The 18,034-nt window shown below is 42.9% G+C and carries 16 protein-coding genes; 13 read left to right on the top strand and 3 right to left on the bottom strand.

What is annotated here, in order from left to right; all coding sequences use genetic code 11:
• Positions 1-152 precede the first annotated feature (152 nt).
• From EV211_RS09210 to EV211_RS09195, 4 genes are all read left to right on the top strand, one after another.
• Positions 153-1,055, top strand: a complete 903-nt coding sequence (locus EV211_RS09210; RefSeq protein WP_133529145.1) for a cation diffusion facilitator family transporter — start codon at positions 153-155, stop codon at positions 1,053-1,055.
• A gap of 9 nt (positions 1,056-1,064) precedes the next feature.
• The gene (locus EV211_RS09205; RefSeq protein ID WP_133529144.1) at positions 1,065-1,289 is read left to right on the top strand and encodes a hypothetical protein; all 225 of its coding nucleotides are present in this window, start codon (positions 1,065-1,067) and stop codon (positions 1,287-1,289) included.
• A 300-nt stretch (positions 1,290-1,589) separates the two neighbouring features.
• Positions 1,590-3,128, top strand: coding sequence for an ABC transporter permease (locus tag EV211_RS09200; RefSeq protein WP_133529143.1), 1,539 nt, complete (start codon positions 1,590-1,592; stop codon positions 3,126-3,128).
• A 43-nt stretch (positions 3,129-3,171) separates the two neighbouring features.
• Positions 3,172-3,849, top strand: coding sequence for an ABC transporter ATP-binding protein (locus EV211_RS09195; RefSeq protein ID WP_133529142.1), 678 nt, complete (start codon positions 3,172-3,174; stop codon positions 3,847-3,849).
• Positions 3,850-3,905: 56 nt separating this feature from the next.
• Here the strand turns inward: EV211_RS09195 and EV211_RS09190 are convergent, their stop codons facing one another.
• Positions 3,906-5,042 carry a M20 metallopeptidase family protein gene (locus tag EV211_RS09190; protein WP_166635428.1) on the bottom strand — a complete coding sequence of 379 codons (1,137 nt, stop codon included), beginning with the start codon at positions 5,040-5,042 and terminating at the stop codon, positions 3,906-3,908.
• 106 nt (positions 5,043-5,148) lie between these two features.
• Between EV211_RS09190 and EV211_RS09185 the strand changes: the two genes are divergently transcribed.
• Genes EV211_RS09185 through EV211_RS09175 form a run of 3 tightly spaced genes read left to right on the top strand, consistent with a single transcriptional unit; the run spans position 5,149 to position 9,277 of the window.
• Positions 5,149-6,003: a glycoside hydrolase family 25 protein gene (locus EV211_RS09185; RefSeq protein WP_166635427.1), complete on the top strand. Its 855-nt coding sequence runs from the start codon at positions 5,149-5,151 to the stop codon at positions 6,001-6,003.
• 8 nt (positions 6,004-6,011) lie between these two features.
• Positions 6,012-6,881, top strand: coding sequence for a methylenetetrahydrofolate reductase [NAD(P)H] (gene metF / locus EV211_RS09180; protein ID WP_243108591.1), 870 nt, complete (start codon positions 6,012-6,014; stop codon positions 6,879-6,881).
• A gap of 8 nt (positions 6,882-6,889) precedes the next feature.
• Positions 6,890-9,277: a homocysteine S-methyltransferase family protein gene (locus tag EV211_RS09175; RefSeq protein WP_133529138.1), complete on the top strand. Its 2,388-nt coding sequence runs from the start codon at positions 6,890-6,892 to the stop codon at positions 9,275-9,277.
• 684 nt (positions 9,278-9,961) lie between these two features.
• On the opposite strand, the gene EV211_RS09170 is transcribed toward EV211_RS09175, so the two are convergent.
• A complete protein-coding gene (locus EV211_RS09170) occupies positions 9,962-11,380 on the bottom strand; it encodes a peptidase dimerization domain-containing protein (protein WP_133529137.1) in 1,419 nt (472 codons plus the stop codon).
• 114 nt (positions 11,381-11,494) lie between these two features.
• On the opposite strand from EV211_RS09170, the gene EV211_RS09165 reads away from it, so the two are divergent.
• The 6 genes from EV211_RS09165 (at position 11,495) to EV211_RS09140 (ending at position 16,944) form a co-directional block, all read left to right on the top strand.
• Positions 11,495-12,037 carry a GNAT family N-acetyltransferase gene (locus EV211_RS09165; RefSeq protein ID WP_133529136.1) on the top strand — a complete coding sequence of 181 codons (543 nt, stop codon included), beginning with the start codon at positions 11,495-11,497 and terminating at the stop codon, positions 12,035-12,037.
• 149 nt (positions 12,038-12,186) lie between these two features.
• Positions 12,187-12,378, top strand: coding sequence for a 50S ribosomal protein L28 (gene rpmB, locus EV211_RS09160; RefSeq protein WP_133529135.1), 192 nt, complete (start codon positions 12,187-12,189; stop codon positions 12,376-12,378).
• A gap of 70 nt (positions 12,379-12,448) precedes the next feature.
• Positions 12,449-13,786, top strand: coding sequence for a zinc-binding metallopeptidase family protein (locus EV211_RS09155; RefSeq protein ID WP_133529134.1), 1,338 nt, complete (start codon positions 12,449-12,451; stop codon positions 13,784-13,786).
• 13 nt (positions 13,787-13,799) lie between these two features.
• On the top strand, positions 13,800-14,213 hold the full coding sequence (locus EV211_RS09150; protein ID WP_133529133.1) for an Asp23/Gls24 family envelope stress response protein: 414 nt from the start codon (positions 13,800-13,802) through the stop codon (positions 14,211-14,213).
• Positions 14,203-16,245, top strand: a complete 2,043-nt coding sequence (gene recG / locus EV211_RS09145) for an ATP-dependent DNA helicase RecG (RefSeq protein WP_133529132.1) — start codon at positions 14,203-14,205, stop codon at positions 16,243-16,245. Before EV211_RS09150 ends, recG begins: the two co-directional genes overlap by 11 nt.
• Before the next feature lie 18 nt (positions 16,246-16,263).
• A complete protein-coding gene (locus tag EV211_RS09140) occupies positions 16,264-16,944 on the top strand; it encodes an NAD(P)H-hydrate epimerase (RefSeq protein WP_133529131.1) in 681 nt (226 codons plus the stop codon).
• Positions 16,945-17,059: 115 nt separating this feature from the next.
• On the opposite strand, the gene EV211_RS09135 is transcribed toward EV211_RS09140, so the two are convergent.
• Positions 17,060-18,034, bottom strand: a 975-nt coding sequence (locus EV211_RS09135; protein ID WP_133529130.1) for an IS110 family RNA-guided transposase, incomplete at its 5' end; no start/stop codon positions are given.

Here is an 18,034-nt window from a genome sequence, read left to right as displayed (position 1 = left end):
TGGCGGAACTGTTAGGTTGTATGCTCAGTGGAAAGCTAACTAACAATCATAACTACAGCATTTACTTGACAGTTTAATAAGTGAAGATGTACTATGTAATCAATGGGTTTAGCAGGTTTATAATACACATACCAAGGCCCATAGGAGTGCATATGAGAAAAGACGAGAAGCCGATTCTGTCGGATAAGAAAGTAATATACAGGGTATCAACTGTAAGCATTGTCTGCAATGTATTTTTGGCGTCTTTTAAATTCATAGCAGGGATCGTAGGTCATTCTGCTGCAATGGTATCAGATGCAGTGCATTCCACATCAGATGTAGCAGGAACTATACTGGTCATAATAGGAGCGCACCTGTCAAGTAAGGCTGCGGACAAAGAACATCCTTATGGACATGAAAGAATGGAATGCGTTATTTCCATACTCCTGGCAGATATATTGGCTGTCGTAGGTATAGCCATAGGTTATTCAGGTGTAATGAAAATAATCGATCCATCGACGATAGTGACGCCTACATTACTGCCGCTTGTTGCGGCCATAGTCTCAATAGTCATGAAAGAGGGACTTTACTGGTATACGATAATATCAGCCAGAAAAATAAATTCTGTTTCACTGAAGGCAGAAGCCTGGCACCACAGGTCTGACGCTTTTTCATCTATAGGTAGTTTCGCAGGTATACTGGGAGCTAGGCTGGGATATCCGGTCTTAGATCCGGTAGCTGCCATAATTATAGCCATGTTCATTATGAAAGTATCGATCGATATTTTCAGAGAGACTATGGATAAGATGATAGACAAGACCTGCTCGGATGAAATAGTGAATAAACTTCGCGGTGAAGTTTTGTCTGTGGACAGGGTAGAGCATATAGATACTCTCATGACCAGACAGTTCGGATCCAAGATATATGTAGATGTAGAAATAACCATGGATGGGGAGCTGACTCTCTTTGAAGCCCACAAGACGGCAGAAGAGGTCCATCACCTTCTGGAAAGGGAGAACCCGAATATCAAGCATTGCATGGTCCATGTGAATCCCGATGAAGAAACAGTACATTAGGCGGTGAATATGACTTTTAAACAGGAATTTTTCAAAATATACGACAGAAAAATAGCTTCAGGTGAAATAACCTTCAGCAAGAGCGGCATTAATAAGACGGATTTTACCAAACTCTGCATGGAGCCAGATTACGTATTTGAAGAAGATACACTTTCTGAGATATGTACCAGAATGGGTATGAACGAGGAAGAAACCCTTGTACTTTTCCGGGCAGCAGGGTATAATAGCAAGTAGGGAAAGGAGTGGTTCTAGTGAAAAAGTGGACTATTTTCAGTATTTGCGCAGTAGCAGCAATTGTTTTGCTAGCTGCCTATTCAGAACTTGAAGAAGACGAGGAAAAAGAAGAAATTTAATAAGTTATAGAGAACCTGATTACGGCGTTGAATGCGACTATGCATTAACGCCGTTTTTTCTTGCACACATTCTCCACACATTTATTACACATTATCTTTTACAAAGTGACGCATAGCTTACCTAATTAATACTTATAAAGGCTATATAATTGACTCGTAATAAAACAATTGGAGGTAAGACATGTTCATTCTAAAAAACGCAATGAGAAACATAGTCCGTGCCAAGGGAAGAAGCATATTAATAGGTATTATTATCACTATCATCGCTCTTTCCGTTTGCATTGGATTATGCATCCGTCAGTCAGCGGCCAGTTCCAAGGAGAGCGCCCTGTCAGACATGACAATTACTGCACAGATCAGCATGGATAGAGACAAAGCCATGAGCAAATCATCAAGCAGCTCCGGATCTATAAGCAAATCAAAGCTGAAGTCAGCCATGAAAAATTCATCTTTGTCTTTGACTCAGCTGAAAAAGTACGCTAAAGCCAGCGCTGTGAAATCATTCTACTACACTTTGAGCGCTTCTGTAGACGCTTCAGGAAGCCTGGAAGCCTACAGCACAAGCAGTTCAAGTAATTCCAGCAGCACAAGCAGTTCAAACTCGGACAGCAAAGCCCCGAGCGGCATGACGACGGGAGACTTTACTATCACAGGTTATTCTTCTGACGAGGCCATGACAGATTTCGTCGACGGCACATGCAAGATCAAGAGCGGCAAGATGTTCGATGAGGGTACCAGTGCTATGGTATGTGTAATCTCAAGTGATCTGGCCAAATACAACGACCTGTCCGTAGGAGATTATATCAAGGTAGCCAACCCTAATAAGAGCAGCGAGACATATAAACTGAAGATCGTAGGGATATATAAGAACAGCCAGAGCTCGACACAGGCCAACATGGGCGATCCGGGACAGCAGACAGATCCGGCCAATGAAATCTATACAAGCTATAATACTCTGAAGAAAATAACAGATACTTCTGCATCCAAATACAGCAGTAGCAGTACTACAGCTATCTCAGGCAATCTGAACGGTACTTATGTAGTAGGAACTGTAGCTAATTATAAGAAGTTCAAGACTCAGGTATCTGACCTTGGCCTGTCCAGCAAATATACTGTTTCTTCAACAGACATAGAGAGCTATGAAAGAAGTGCAGAACCTCTGGAGAACTTGTCTAAATTTGCAGGATACTTCCTCATAGTAATACTTCTAGTAGGAGCCATTATTCTGGTAGTTATGAATATCTTCAGTACACGAGAACGTAAGTATGAGATAGGCGTGCTATCTGCCATCGGCATGAAGAAGAGCAAGATCGCCAAACTGTTCATGTCAGAAATAATGATCATAGCACTGGTCGCAGTTGTAATAGGAGGTACTATAGGCACTGTCGCCTCGGTGCCGGTGACTAACGCTTTGCTATCGTCACAGATCACGCAATCGCAGACCAAGAGCAACGACATGCAGCAGTCATTTGGCAGAGATAACAACGGAGCAGGGCCATCACAGCCTTCTGATAATTCCTCTTCAAGCAGTTCAAACAGCTCCGGCTCAAGCAGTTCAAGTGCATCAGGAAATTCGGACAGCAACAAGGGCGCTGTAAGCAACTATATATCAAGCGTGTCAAATTCAGTGAATATCATAGTCCTGCTGGAATTGCTGGGATCTTGCATATTGCTTGCAATAATAGCCGGAATGGTATCAGTTATATCCATAATGAGATAAGAGCCACTGCAGATATTGGCCAACCGAGATTAGGAGGTACGAAATGGAAGTATTAAAACTGGAAAACCTTTGTTTCTCCTACGGAAGCAAGCAGGTACTAAACGGAGTCAATTACTCCTTTGAAAATGGAAAAATATATGCTATAGTAGGAAAGTCCGGCGCAGGTAAAACAACGCTGCTATCAGTCATTTCAGGCCTTGTGGAGCCTACTGAGGGAACCATTTACTGTAACGGTGAGGACATGAAATCTCAGGACAAGTACGAATACAGAAGCAAGAATATAGGAGTCATATTCCAGGATTTCAACTTGCTGACCAAGCTTACGGCTAAGGAAAACGTCGAGCTGTCCATGGAGATATCCAAGTCTAACGATAAACAAAAGATAGATAAGGGTGAAATCGAACGTAAGGCCTATGGCATCCTTGACCAGGTCGGTCTGGACAGAGATGAGGCTGACAGGCGTGTCCTGAAGCTGTCAGGCGGGCAGCAGCAAAGGGTAGCCATTGCGAGGGCATTGTCTTACGGGCCTGATATAATCCTGGCCGACGAGCCTACGGGCAATCTCGATGAGGAGACTCAGGAAGAGATCATGGACATAATGAAAAAACTAGCTGCCAATGGCAAATGCGTCATAATAGTGACTCATTCATCCTATGTAGCCGGTTGCGCAGACGAGCGCATAGAACTAAAGACTATGAAAAAGTCGACTAAAAAACAATAAAAGATGATACTGAAAAAGGACTGTTGCTTTCCGGCAGCAGTCCTTTAAAGTTACGCTTACTTAGATCCTAAGAATATTGTATTGAAGAGTTGCACTCCATTTATCAGCACAGCATCATCGAAGTTGAAATTATTGCTATGGAGCGGTATCTTAGTCCCTGTACCAAGGAAGAAAAACAACCCCGGTATCCGCTCCTCAAAAAATGAGAAGTCTTCAGCTATCATTGAAGGTCGCCTCAATTCTACGAAATTAAGGTGTTTACTCAGCAGTTCTTCCTTGATTTTCAGATACAGGTCTGCATCATTGACGACTGCTGGATGATATTTGGATGTGTCTACTGTAAATTTTACTTCATATAGAGTCTCTAATTGCCTGGCATAGTGTTTCATAGCATTTACCAGTCGTTTATTGGTAAGATCATCAAAGGTACGCATTGTGCCATCGAGTCTGGTGTAGTCTGATATGATGTTTCTGACCGTTCCGCTTTTCATCTCTCCGAATTTCAGAACAGACCGTTCGCGAATGTGCTCGGATTTAAAATCATAGAGCAGATCTATATATCTGCAGGCGGCCGCCAGGGCATCGTGGCCCTTATCAGGCTCGCCGCAGTGGGCGCTGAGACCCTCTATTTCGACGGCTAAGGCAGTTGACTTGGCCATCATGACTCCAGGCTTGGTAGTTATCTCGCCTTCCTCCAGAAACGGCCACATGTGCAGGCCGAATATAGACGCCACTTTGAATTGCTCGAATATATGGGTGCCCAGAATTGTCAGGGCGCCGTCTATGGTCTCCTCGGCAGGCTGGAACAAAAGGAGGGCATTGTATTTGAATTGCCTTCCCTGGGTTCTGTATGAGTTCAGGACTTTCGCAAAGCCAAGCAGGTTGGCCATGTGCCCGTCGTGACCGCAGGCATGCATGCATCCTTCGTGAGTCGAGGCAAAATCAAGGCCGGTTTCCTCTTCAATAGGCAGACCGTCCATGTCCGCTCTGAAACAGAGAGTCTTCTCACCGCCAAAGTCGAAATATGCCACCAGGCCTGTTTTTGCGACAGTCTCAACCTGACAATCCAGACCATCAAGGACAGCCTTAACGTAGGCATTCGTTTTGTAAACGAAAAAACCCAACTCAGGAATCTTGTGAAGATCCCTGCGATATGCAGAAATTTCCTTTGATAATACATCATAATCAATCATGATACACACCTCCATAGCAGAGTTAACTAAGTACATAATAATATAAGTTGATGCTATTAGTCAAATAATCTTTATTTAATTTGTGATTTATGATAAAATGGGTGCCATGAGTTACAGAAAAGAAAAAAGAAAAAGAAGAAAAAGAAGTAAGAGACTTTTGTTAAGTGGCAAAAGCAAAGCGACCCTGGTCCTTGCTGCTATACTGGCCATTATACTTATAGTTTTCATTTTCTGCGTTCTTTTTGTTGTAGTAGGCACATATAAAGGACTGGGCAACAGAGTGGATATACCGGTAAATCAATATGAACAGTCGGGATACTATTATCAGAACGGTTTTCGAATGTATGGCGACGACGACTATGAATCAACTATAGGAATAGATGTCTCTACTTATCAGGGAGAGATCGATTGGGAGAAAGTTAAATCCGACGGCGTGGACTTCGCTATAATCAGAGTGGGGTACAGCGGATCGGATTCGGGAAATATCAGTATCGATTCCAGATTTAAGGAGAATATTGAAAATGCCAGGAAGGCCGGCGTCAAGGTTGGTGTATATTTCTTCTCTCAGGCCATAACAACAGATGAAGCTGTAGCTGAGGCCAAGTTTGTCATCAGACATATCAGGCGGAAGGGCGTAACTTATCCTGTAGTGTACGATATGGAACACATGGATGGGGATAGAATATCACAGCTGACAGATAATGAACGGACCAAAGTAACGGACGCTTTTTGTACGATAATAAAGAACAACGGCTATACGCCGATGGTTTACGGGAATCAGCGTTGGTTGCTCAATGAAATAGACCTGTCGTATCTTACTAAGTATGATACCTGGCTGGCTCACTATTCCACGTCGACGGCTTACCCTTACACATTTAAAATGTGGCAGTATTCCAACGAAGGAAAGGTATCAGGCATTAGAAACCATGTAGACCTTAACATATGTTATATAAAGAAGTAGGTGATCTTTTGAATTTAAAACTAGCAGAACTCTTTGGAAAGGGAAAAACCGTTTTTTCCTTCGAGGTATTCCCGCCTAAGCGAGATGTACCAATAGAGACCATATATGAAACTTTAGACGAATTACAGTATCTGAAACCTGATTTCATCAGTGTGACTTACGGAGCCAGCGGCAGTCTGGCCGATAATTCCACCTGTGAGATAGCTTCCGCCATTAAAGCTGATTACGGCATCGAATCGGCGGCACATCTGACCTGTGTGAATTCTACCAGACATGAACTAGATGTGATGCTGGAAAGGCTGCAGGACGGCGGAGTAGAGAATATAATGGCCCTGAGAGGTGATTATGTGCCTGGCATAGAGCCTAAGCATGATTTCGAACACGCTAGTGATCTGATCACATATATCAAGAGCAAACACTATGATTTCGGCATTTCCGCGGCATGTTATCCGGAAGGACATCCAGACAGTACAGACCAGGTGTCGGATGTTCTGAATCTGAAGAAGAAGGTCGACGCCGGGGCAGAACATCTGGTCTCACAGTTATTCTTCGACAACCAGATATTCTATGATTTTGTAGACAAAGCCAAAATCGCGGGCATCAATACGCCGATAGAGGCGGGCATAATGCCTGTCACCAACAGTAAACAGATAGAGCGAATGGTTTCCCTTTGCGGCGCCAGTCTGCCGGCCAAGTTCACTAAAATGATGCAGCGTTACGAGAACAAGCCGGAAGCCATGCGAGACGCAGGCATAGCCTATGCCACAAACCAGATAGTGGACCTTTTGTCCCATAATGTAGATGGCATTCACCTGTACACTATGAACAATCCGTATATCGCCAAGAGAATCAGTGAAAACGTTAAGTCGTTATTATAAGGAGCCTTATGAAATTAGAAGAGTTATTTACGGGAGAATTCGTTTATATGGACGGTGGTCTGGGGACAATGCTCCAGTCCAGGGGCGTGGACCTGGGCAAGGTGCCTGAGGTGCTGAATATAACTGCGCCTGAGGTTATCAAGTCCATACACAAAGAGTATATAGACGCAGGCTCTGACATGATATGCACATGTTCATTCGGAGTCAACAAATACAAAATAGAGGGCTGCGGCTACTCGGTCAAAGAGCTTATCGAGGCTGCAGTCAGAAATGCGCGCGAGGCTGTGGAGGGCACATACACAAAGGTTGCCCTGGACATCGGCCCTACGGGTAGATTGATGGAGCCTAACGGTGATCTGACTTTTGATGAAGTCTATGACATGTTTAAAGAGCAGATAATAGCCGGTAGAGATGCTGACCTGATCATGATAGAGACCATGAGCGATCTTTACGAGATAAGAGCGGCGTTGCTGGCAGCTAAGGAAAATTCAGATCTTCCTGTGATCTGTTCCATGACATTTGAAGATAATCTGAGAACATTCACAGGCACATGTATACCTTCCATGGCCCTTACATTGGAAGGCCTTGGAGCCGACGCCATAGGAATGAACTGTTCAATGGGACCTAAGGAATTCAAACCGCTTATAGAAGAGTTATCCAAATGGACTACTTTACCTATAATCGCTAAAGCCAATGCTGGATTGCCTGATCCGGCAACCGGAGAATATCTGGTCGGACCGGATGAATTCGCTGCCAGTGCGGCTGCATTGATACCGCTGGGCGTTAAATTCATAGGCGGTTGCTGTGGGACAACGCCTGCTCATATCAAAGCAATCAGAAAGGTATTCAAGAAGAAAAGATATCAGAAGAACGAACCTGTCATTCCGACTGCTGTATGCACGCCGGAGCAGGTGGTTATCATAGATGAACCTCGTGTCATAGGCGAGCGCATCAATCCTACCGGAAAGAAGAAGCTCAAGGCAGCTATTAGTGAAGGAAACCTGGAGTATGTCCTTGATTTGGCTATTAATGAGGTAAATGAAGGCGCAGAGATACTGGACGTCAACGCAGGAGTACCAGGAGTTGACGAGAAAAAAGTTATTGTAAATATAGTGAAGACACTGCAGGGAACTGTAACAGCGCCACTTCAGATAGATTCCAATAATCCCGAAGTCCTGGAAGCGGCTCTCAGAGCCTATTGCGGCAAGGCTATTGTCAATTCTGCCAATGGTGAAAAGGGTTCTATGAAGGCAGTATTGCCTATAGTCAAGAAGTATGGAGCATGTGTCATAGGTCTGACCATGGATGAAGAAGGAATCCCTGAAACCGTTGAAAAACGTATAGAAATCGCAAGAAAAATCGTCAAGAGCGCTACAGCTTTAGGGATTCGTAAGGAAGATATTATTATCGACTGTCTGACTTTGACTGTTTCTGCTGAGCAGGAGAATGCTCAGAATACTCTTGAGGCTATTAGAATGGTCAAGAATATGGGCCTGAAGACGGTACTGGGTGTTTCGAATATCTCATTCGGCCTGCCACAGAGACCTGTCATCAACCAGAATTTCCTTCAGATGGCCCTGACATGCGGCCTGGACCTGGCCATAATCAACCCGGGTGCTCCCGGCATGATGCAGGCTATAGAAGTGTACAAACTCATTATGAACATAGACAAAGGTGCTAAGAACTTTATTGATAAGTATAAGGATGCGCCGGATCTGACTGCAGTAGCAGCGCCGACTAAATCGGCGGTAGGAACTGTGGCAGCGCCTGATGTCAAGAAGGATCTGGGATATTTCATCGACAATGGCCTGGAGACCCAGTGCCGGGAAACTGTAACAGATATGCTCACGAGAATGGAGCCTTTGGATATAGTAAACAACGAACTTATTCCTATACTGGACAAGGCCGGAGAAGAATTCGAGAAGGGCAGGATATTCATCCCTCAGCTGATTCTCTGCGCCACTACAGCTCAGGTGGCCTTCGATGTCATCAAGGAAAAGCTGGGCAAAAACGCCACGGATGGCGTTTCCAAGGGCAAGATACTGGTTGCGACAGTCAAAGGCGATGTCCATGATATCGGCAAGAATATCGTAAAGGTTATCCTTGAAAACTACGGCTATGAAATCGTAGATATGGGTAAGGATGTGGAACCTTCTGATATCGTTGAAAGGGTCTTAGAGGACAAAATAAAGCTTGTGGGCCTGTCTGCGCTTATGACTACGACCTTGCCTAATATGGCTAAAACAATCAGTCTTCTTCATGAGAAGGCTCCGGATTGCAAGATAATGACAGGAGGCGCAGTGCTGACTGCGGCGTATGCTGAAGAGATCGGTGCTGACTTTTATGTTAAGGATGCCACAGCTTCGGCCAATGCGTCTAAAAAGATCCTGGGCTAACGGCCACACTGACCCTGCTGCTAGTCCTCGTGCGCAGGTAGTCATAAAGCCTCACTCGCGAATAACAGAATGTGTCGCGAACTCGTTGATATTTCTAAAGTCTCCTTCAGAGACTTTAAAATGAGAATGCCTGAGTAAATCATACTAGTACGATTTACTTTAAGGCATTCTCATTTTCATATCAACTCAAACAGCGCGACACATTTGTCTGTTATTCATGCTCGCCTGCGGCTATGACTACACTTGCTCCTGCGGAAACGCAGCGTGGGTCAGTGTGGCCGTCTGGTTGAAAGAATCCTGTGTTTTAGCTTTGATTATCAGTTGACTTGCAATCTGATAATAGGGGGGTATATCTAATAGCAGGTTTTATACTAACTTACTGGAAATAATAGTTGCCTGGGTGGCGCAACCGCTAAGGCCTGAACGATTCCGCAGGAGCAGTTACAGTCCGAGGCGAAGGGAGCAACAATGGCAGTTTAACACGTTACGCTGTTTGAAGGCAAAACAAAGGAGAAGACCGATGGTGATATCATACTTGTATGAATATCACTAAGGGCTTCTCCTTTAAAGTCTCTGAAGGAGACTTTGATTTTTTGCCGAGTTCGTAACGTGTTCTGCCATTGGCGAGCAAGCCGGGCGGACTGTTCGCGCACGAGGACAAGTGAGGGCCTTAGGGTGTTGCGCCTATTTATCCTTTTGGTTTGTATCTATGAGGTACGTGACCAGGGCACCCGTGCAATCCTTGACCACATTATCATTGACAGTGATCGAGATAATATCACACTTACTGTTCTTTTGTGAAATATAGCTTGCCAGAGAAGACGGGACAGAGTCAGAATATGTCAACGTCTGGCTCACATAATCCTTGTAAGCAGCCGCTACTGCCGTAGTGAACTTGGTGTCAGACTTTCCCTCCCAAAGAGGTATCGAAGATGTTTTCTTATAGGAGATGCCTGATAAGTTACATAAAGTCTCTTCTCCCGTATCGATTTCTTTAAGATTAGCCTTATCTAAACTGTAAGCAACTGAGCCGATTCTAATAGAACTGTCAGTTGTTTTTATAGAAGATATATTGGTTATTGAGACAAGATTTCCGTCATCATCCTTATAATAAACTCCGTCAAGGAGCGTGTACATGAAGCTGACAAACCTGTTGCAATCGCTTGTTGAAATCACCTTAGATGGCATTGATACTTTCTTATAACTATATTTGATACCCTTAAACTCATCTTTGTTTTTTTCATTGAATTTTTCAGTGGCCTTGTCCATCTTTTCGATAAAGGATTCTTCCTTGTTAGCATCAATAACTATAGTCATAGATGCAGATTTAGCATACAGGTCATCATCGTCTCCACCATTGATAGAAGCCAGCTGATAGCTTATTCCGCTGCTTTTCAGCGAAGATAGCAGAGAGGACATTCTGGTGATAGGGTTTATCATATCAGATGTTTTGGAATCCGGCTGACCTCCGGGAAGGCCAGTCATACTGATCTTATAAGCCTTAGTCAGCGTAGGCGTTGTATAACTAATACTCTGAGTGGATCTGTAAGATGAACTGGCTCCGGTCTTAGTTGCAAACAGACCTTTCTGGCCACTGTTGATGCAGAATACATTTGTATCATCAGTGAAATAAGATGAACTCAGTGACTTGACGCCGCTTAAACTATGTCCGTTTTCGGCAGTGAATATTACAGTCAGTTTGCCTGTGCTTTCATTATTTTTAATAGTATAAAGAGCCATTACGATAGGATCGATATAAGAACTGAACTGGCTTTCATCGTAAGAACACAAAATAACAGTTGGAGCCACTTCTTTATAGCCCTTTCCTGCATCAGATGTCATTATTACGTTTCCTGCTTTGTCTACATTGTAACTTATACCTTTTTCCTTAGCCCAGCTTGTAAGATAATTTCTTATGTTTTTATTAGAATTCATCGTATCTGCAGAATCCTGCAGATCCGTTTTATATGCATTGAGCTTAGAATCTAGTTTTGCGGACAGGTCCTTAGTAGGATCTTCAGTGTTGTTACATGATGTCATCAGAGACATTCCCGTAATAAGACAGGTTATGAGCAATAAAATTGCAATTTTTTTCCTTTTCATTAGTTAATCTCCTTTTATTTTCCGCGAAAATACTATATAATAATAACACATTGAATTATTTATTTGTAGTTGTTTTGTGAAAATTGTAATATAAGGGTAAATGGAGTGATAAAAATGGAGTCGAAGAACCTTATGCTTAGAGAGTCTGAGTTTGCTGACTGCGAGTTATTTGCAGAATGGGAAGCCAGGAAAGACGTTAATGAGTTTTTTACCATGAATGAAGGGCGTGATTATGAGGAAATCGTAAGAGATTTCATCAATTTCTCAGCTGATCCTACCAAGGAAATGTACACTATAGTACTCAAGCCTGAAGATAAACCCATTGGCAGAATCTATCTGTCTCGTATCGATAAAGAAGAAGATTCGATAGATCTGACAAGGATTTACATAGGGGACAAGGAAAATCGCAATAAGGGCTATGGGGAAGAGGCAATCAGAATGATACTTGAGTATTCATTTATCAATCTGCATATGGAGCGTGTTACTATTGATCATTTCGTTGCCAATGAACCAGCTGCGTTCCTTTATCACAAGATCGGATTCCTTGATGAAGGAAAAATGAGACATGCAGGAAAGAAAAATGGAAAGTACGTGGATCTGTGCCTTATGTCAATGCTCAGAGCAGAGTACTACGATAAAATCCACAGTGATAAGTAATAGACCTGATATCCTTTTTAATAAACTGTAAAAAAACACTTGTATTTTGCCGTTAACCTGTGATATAATGCTACCCGTGTGATGTTCAGGAATCACACGGTAACTGAAATCAACAGTAAAGCTTATATATATGATAGGAGGTGCGGCAAATGTCGAGAAAATGTGAAATTTGCGGAAAAGGACAGGTTTCCGGTAATAATGTATCCCACTCAAACAGACACACAAGAAGAAAGTGGAATGCTAATATTCAGACAGTTAAGATCGATGACAACGGAACGACAAGAAAAGCTAAGGTATGCACACAGTGCATGAGATCCGGCAAAGTTAACCGTGCTATCTGATCTGGCAAAGGAAACAGACAGTCATACTGGTGGATTAATACCATCGGTATGACGTTTTTTTTTAGAGAATATGAAAGGACTTCTATACATTATGTATGGTACGGTTGAAGCATTAATTGAATTATTGAGTATCCCCAGTGTTTCCGGCGATAAGGAAAACTGTGGAAAAGCTTTAGACTATATGCTGGAAAAGGGCGAAGCCTTTGGTTTTACCTGTAAGAAAGCAGTTGATAACAGAGTAGGTATAATTGAAATTGGAGAAGGAGAGGAAACTGTTGGCATTCTGACTCATGTGGATGTAGCAGATCCTGGCAACAGAAGATTATGGCAGTGCGATCCTTTTGTTCCAGTGGTTGTGAACGGGAATATAATAGCCAGAGGAACACTAGCCGGCAAGGGCCCTGCAATTGCAGCACTCTTCGCCATGAAGGATGTGTGGAACACCTACTACCACAGAGGGAAATCCTACGGGAAGAGAATTCAGATGATAATTGGTACTGGTTTGGAGCATGATCTGTCAGACGTAAGATCCTATCTTATGGATCATAAAGCACCGGATTACGGTTTTGCTCCGGATGGAGTATTTCCTATATGCAACGTAAGCAAAGGTACTATGAATATACTTGTTTCGTTTCCTGTAAAGAAAGATGTCGGTTGTATTTCAGACATAAAAGCAGGCAACTGCAATCAGGTAGTACCGGAAAAATGCATGATAACTTTGGATGACGATCGTAAATTCGCCGCTGCAGGTAAGGCTGTGGATTCGGCTTATCCTGAACAGGGTGTCAATGCAATTTTTAAAATGGCTGCAGCGCTGGATTCCATCATTGGAAATGACAGATTAGTCCTCAGAGATGATGTGGTATTTCAGGTCATAAGAAAACTGAGATATGGATTCGATGAATTCTATGGTCAGAGAGCCGGAATGCCGCGCAGCAAGGGAAGTTTCAAGAACGAGGCTTCCGGGAATAATATTTATGTTCCTACCAGAATATATATTTTTAAAGACAGACTGTATGTCAATATGAATGTAAGATATTCTAACGATACAGACGAGAAAGATATCATAGAAGCTTTGGAAAAGTACTTTGAAGATGATGATATGAGAATAGATAACATAGACTCAGCTCCGGGAATATTCGTCAGCAGAAATGCGCCTTTTGTTAAAGCCTTCGGTGATGCTTATGAACATGTAACTGAAACGAGGAATGACTTCACTTTAGCGCAGGGACCTTCTTATGCCCAGCTTATGGATAATATAGTCGTATGGGGACCAGTATTGCCAGGCAGAGAGGACAACAGAAGACAGCCTGATGAAAGCATAAGTGTAGGCGAATTGACACTTATAGAATCAATTTATTGTAAGGCTCTTCATACTATGGCTTTTACAGAAGATAGTTTCAAATGATCGGAGGTAGCGTATGACTTTGACCAGGGAAACAGAGCTGGGAACTGTTTCGATTTCCAACTCGATCATTTCACAGATAATAATCGATGGCACTATGCAGCCTCAATGCAAGAATAAAGTCTGGGTCACTACTAAGAGAGGTCGTCTGGTAGGTATAGGCGGTAAATTCCCTGATGGGGATCTGGCTATGAATATAACATCTGATGCAAACTCTGAAGGTCACATCAAGCTTGAGTTCAATGTGGTAGTCAGATTTGGAATCAGCATTAAAAGTACCAATAAGGCGGTAGCTGATTATATAGCTGACAGGTTGGAGGTCATTAGCGGCAGCAAGCCTTCAGAGATAACAATCAACATTGCAGGCGTAATGACCAAACAAAGGAAAGCACGCAGAAGGACCAAGGTAGTATACAGGTATGGATCTTAAGGATAAAATTACAACTTTAAAAGGAATAGGCCCCAAGAAGGGCAAGGTTTTATCTGAACACGGGATCAAGACCATAGAGGACCTGATAGAATGGTTTCCGCGCAGATATGAGGATCGCAGACGTGAGACTCCTATATGCGATGTGAAACAAGGGAAAGACTATCTGGTATGTGGTAAAGTTATCTCAAGAAGACAAAGCGGAAATCCGTATAATAAGCGTGCTCCTTTATCATTACTTATTAACGATGATAGCGGAATGATCGAGATAGTATTCTTTAACGGTAAGTATCTATCGGGAGCATTTAATGTAAATTCCAAGTACTCTTTTTATGGGAAAGTGTCAGAAAACATGGGCCGTATGCAGATGATTCATCCGGAATTTCATCAATACGGTGAGAAAGGCGATATCAGAGGCATAATACCAGTGTATCCGACTATAGAGGGGATATCACAGAATGAAATGCGAAAGATTCAGGCACAGGTCAGTCCGGCCATAGAAAGTGTAAGAGAATGGTTGCCGGAAAACATTGTGACGGAGTATAAACTTGCAGATCCTGTTTTTTCCTTGAAAAACATACATTTCCCAAAAGAAAGCAGATATGTATTGATGAGTAGATTCAGGCTGGTTTTCGATGAACTGCTGACCTTGGAAACAGGACTTATTTATGTAAAAAACGATAATGCAGCAAAGAAAAATGGCATAGCAATAAATACCGGAAGGTCTGAAGAATTTATAAATAATATAGGATTCAAATTGACTGAAGGTCAGACAAGAGTCTGGAGTGAAGTTGCTAAAGACCTTGAATCTACCGGGGTAATGAACAGACTTATTCAGGGCGATGTAGGTTCAGGTAAGACTGCCATAGCCGAAATAGCTATGTATGTGACTGTATGCAACGGCTATCAGGCCGTAATGATGGCACCAACAGAGATACTTGCCAAGCAGCACTATGTCACACTTACCGAGGCATTCAGGGAATACAACCTGAAAATAGGCCTGCTATGCGGAAGTATGAAGCCTGCAGATAAGAAAGAAGTATTAGACAGGCTGGGAACCGGTGAAATTGATATACTGGTTGGAACACATGCAATTATCCAGCCGGGTGTCAAATTCAACAGACTGGGTCTGGTAATTACAGACGAACAACATAGATTCGGCGTAGAGCAACGACATAGGCTGTCTGAGAAAGGCGACGATCCCAATATAATGGTCATGACTGCGACTCCAATACCCAGGACGCTGGCAGTTATACTTTACGGTGAACTGGACATTTCCGTCATAGATACTATGCCTGCAGGACGCAAGCCGATACGAACCATAGCAGCTCATCAGGAAGATAGAGGCTTGGTATACGATAAGGTCCGCAAAGAGCTTGTAAAGGGCAAGCAGGCCTATGTAGTGGCTCCTTTGATAGAAGAGTCAGAGAAAATAGACGCGAAATCCGCCAGCGAACTTTTTGCCGAGTTGCAGAAACTATTCAAAGATTATAAAGTCGGCCTTATCCACGGCAGTCTGCCTCAGGAACAAAAGGATGCCGTCATGGATGCTTTTGTCAAAGGTGAAATAGACGTGCTGGTGTCAACGGTCGTCATAGAGATAGGCATAAATGTACAAAATGCGACTGTCATGGTCATAGAAAACTGCGAACGTTTCGGCCTGGCACAGTTACATCAGCTACGCGGCCGCGTTGGACGGGGAAATGATCAATCATTTTGCTATCTCATTATAAACAACGAGACTGACATAGCGGCAGAGAGAGTAAAGATAATGTGCGAGAGTACGGACGGTTTTCAAATAGCCGAGGAAGACCTGCGACTGAGAGGACCTGGCGAGATTTTTGGCACCAGGCAGCACGGCTTGCCGGAAATGCGCATCAGCGACATCGTCAGACATGCGGATGTGCTGGAAAAGGCAAAGAATGCAGCTAACAGCTTGCTTGCGTCAGATCCTGATCTACGGAGCACGGACAATGCTGAACTGAGAAACAGAATAGAAAAAATGTTTGGTGGTGACATCAGACTTGAAATATAAGATCAAGGAGGTTTTAATATGGAACTTTATGAAAAAGAAACAATTACCTGTGAAGAAATGAAACAGCTGGAAAAGATGGCTGCAAGCAAGGGATTATCAACTTATGAAATGATGGAGAATGCAGGAACAGAGGCTGCGAAAATAATTCTCGGGAAATGTCCGGAAGCAATCAGAAATCCGAGGGCAGTAGTATTCTGCGGTAAAGGCAATAATGGGGGCGACGGTTTAGTCGTAGCCAGAAAGCTAAATGAAGCTGGATGGGCTACTGTAGTCGTTCTGGTCGAAGGAAACCCAGCGACAGAAGATGCTAAGAAGAATTATGATCTTATCAAGGACAAACTTGAAATCCTTGACAGGAGAGAAGTGCCTGCATCGGGAGGCTTCGATATAGTAGTTGACGCTATTTATGGTACAGGGTTCCATGGGGAATTGCGTGAAGCCGGAAAAGCGGCTGTCGAAGCAATAAACAAGATGGGATACCAGAAAGCTATTGTCTTTGCTATGGACATTCCAAGCGGTATATCAGGAGACGATACCGGCAGAGATGAACCTAAGAATTGTGTAACAGCAGATTATACTATTACTTTCCACAGTAAGAAACCGGTTCATGATAATCCAAGAATGACGGATCTTATTGGCAATGTAATAGTTGTTAACATAGGAATAAAGGAAATACTAAAGGAGACCAACTATGAATAGTCAATAGAAAAACCGAAAAAACTTTAAAATAGTTTTGAAGTAAATGAGAGTACAACAAATAAAGCATCAACAGGTGCTTTCAAAATCTGAATATGGAATTAGTGAGTAGAAATAACTAGTCCAAATTGAATGTAACGTTATCTGTTAGCATTTTATGAATAACGCGAACTAATTTATGAGCAGTAGGACCCAGGGCACTGTAGTGACGGCGGCCTTGAGATACCTTCAGGTCATAGTAGTTCTTGAATGTATCGTTGTTTAAAGTCAATTGCCACGCAGCATTGATCAAGGCATAGCGGAGCAGTTTGGAGCCCCGTTTGGACATTCTTGTCCGTGGAGCATTGAAGTTCCCGGATTGATAGACAGACGGATCCAGGCCCGCATAAGCAAGAAGCTGGCAAGGCTTTTCAAAACGGCTGATGTCACCGATCTCACCGAGTATCATGGCACCGTTCAGGTTGCCGATACCGGGAATCGTTTTGATAACAGAATCCATGTTATCCATGATCTCGTTGATAGATGCCTCAACTTCTTTAAGTTGAGATGTGTACAATTCAATTTGATTTATGGATTGCAAAATCTGTAAAGATAGGGTATCATCTTTAGTACCGACAGATTGCGATGCAAGCTCTTTCAAAGCAATTGCAGTTTGCTTACTAAAGTGGCCCTTAGAGGTCTTGTTCAGCAGGTTTGATAACCGCGTGAGATGCATTTTCGCAATCTTGTCGGGATTTGACTCTTCTTTAAGAAGAGCGTAGCAGGCTTTGCCATGAATACCGGATCTAAAGAAATACTGGAGTTCAGGGAAAAGCAGATCGATATAAGTGACAAGCTGAATTTTGACCTTTGTCCGTGCTTTTACTAATTTCTGACGAAAGCGGCAAAGGCTTTTTAATTTCATGGAATCCATGTCATGCTGAGAAAACAGGCGATATTTGTTCATCATCATAGTTTTTATGATAAGGATGGTATCGACAGGATCCGTTTTAGTTTTACGGATATTAGATTTTCTGATAGCAGATGTCTGGATAGGATTGATGATACAAAGCTTAAAATCCCTGGAAAACAGGAAGCAGGTAAGATTCTCTGC

This window comes from Aminicella lysinilytica (assembly GCF_004362975.1).
In the GTDB taxonomy this organism is placed as follows: domain Bacteria; phylum Bacillota; class Clostridia; order Peptostreptococcales; family Anaerovoracaceae; genus Aminicella; species Aminicella lysinilytica.
The sequence above is the reverse complement of the archived record's forward strand: the minus strand, read 5'-3'. Positions and strand labels throughout refer to the sequence as shown.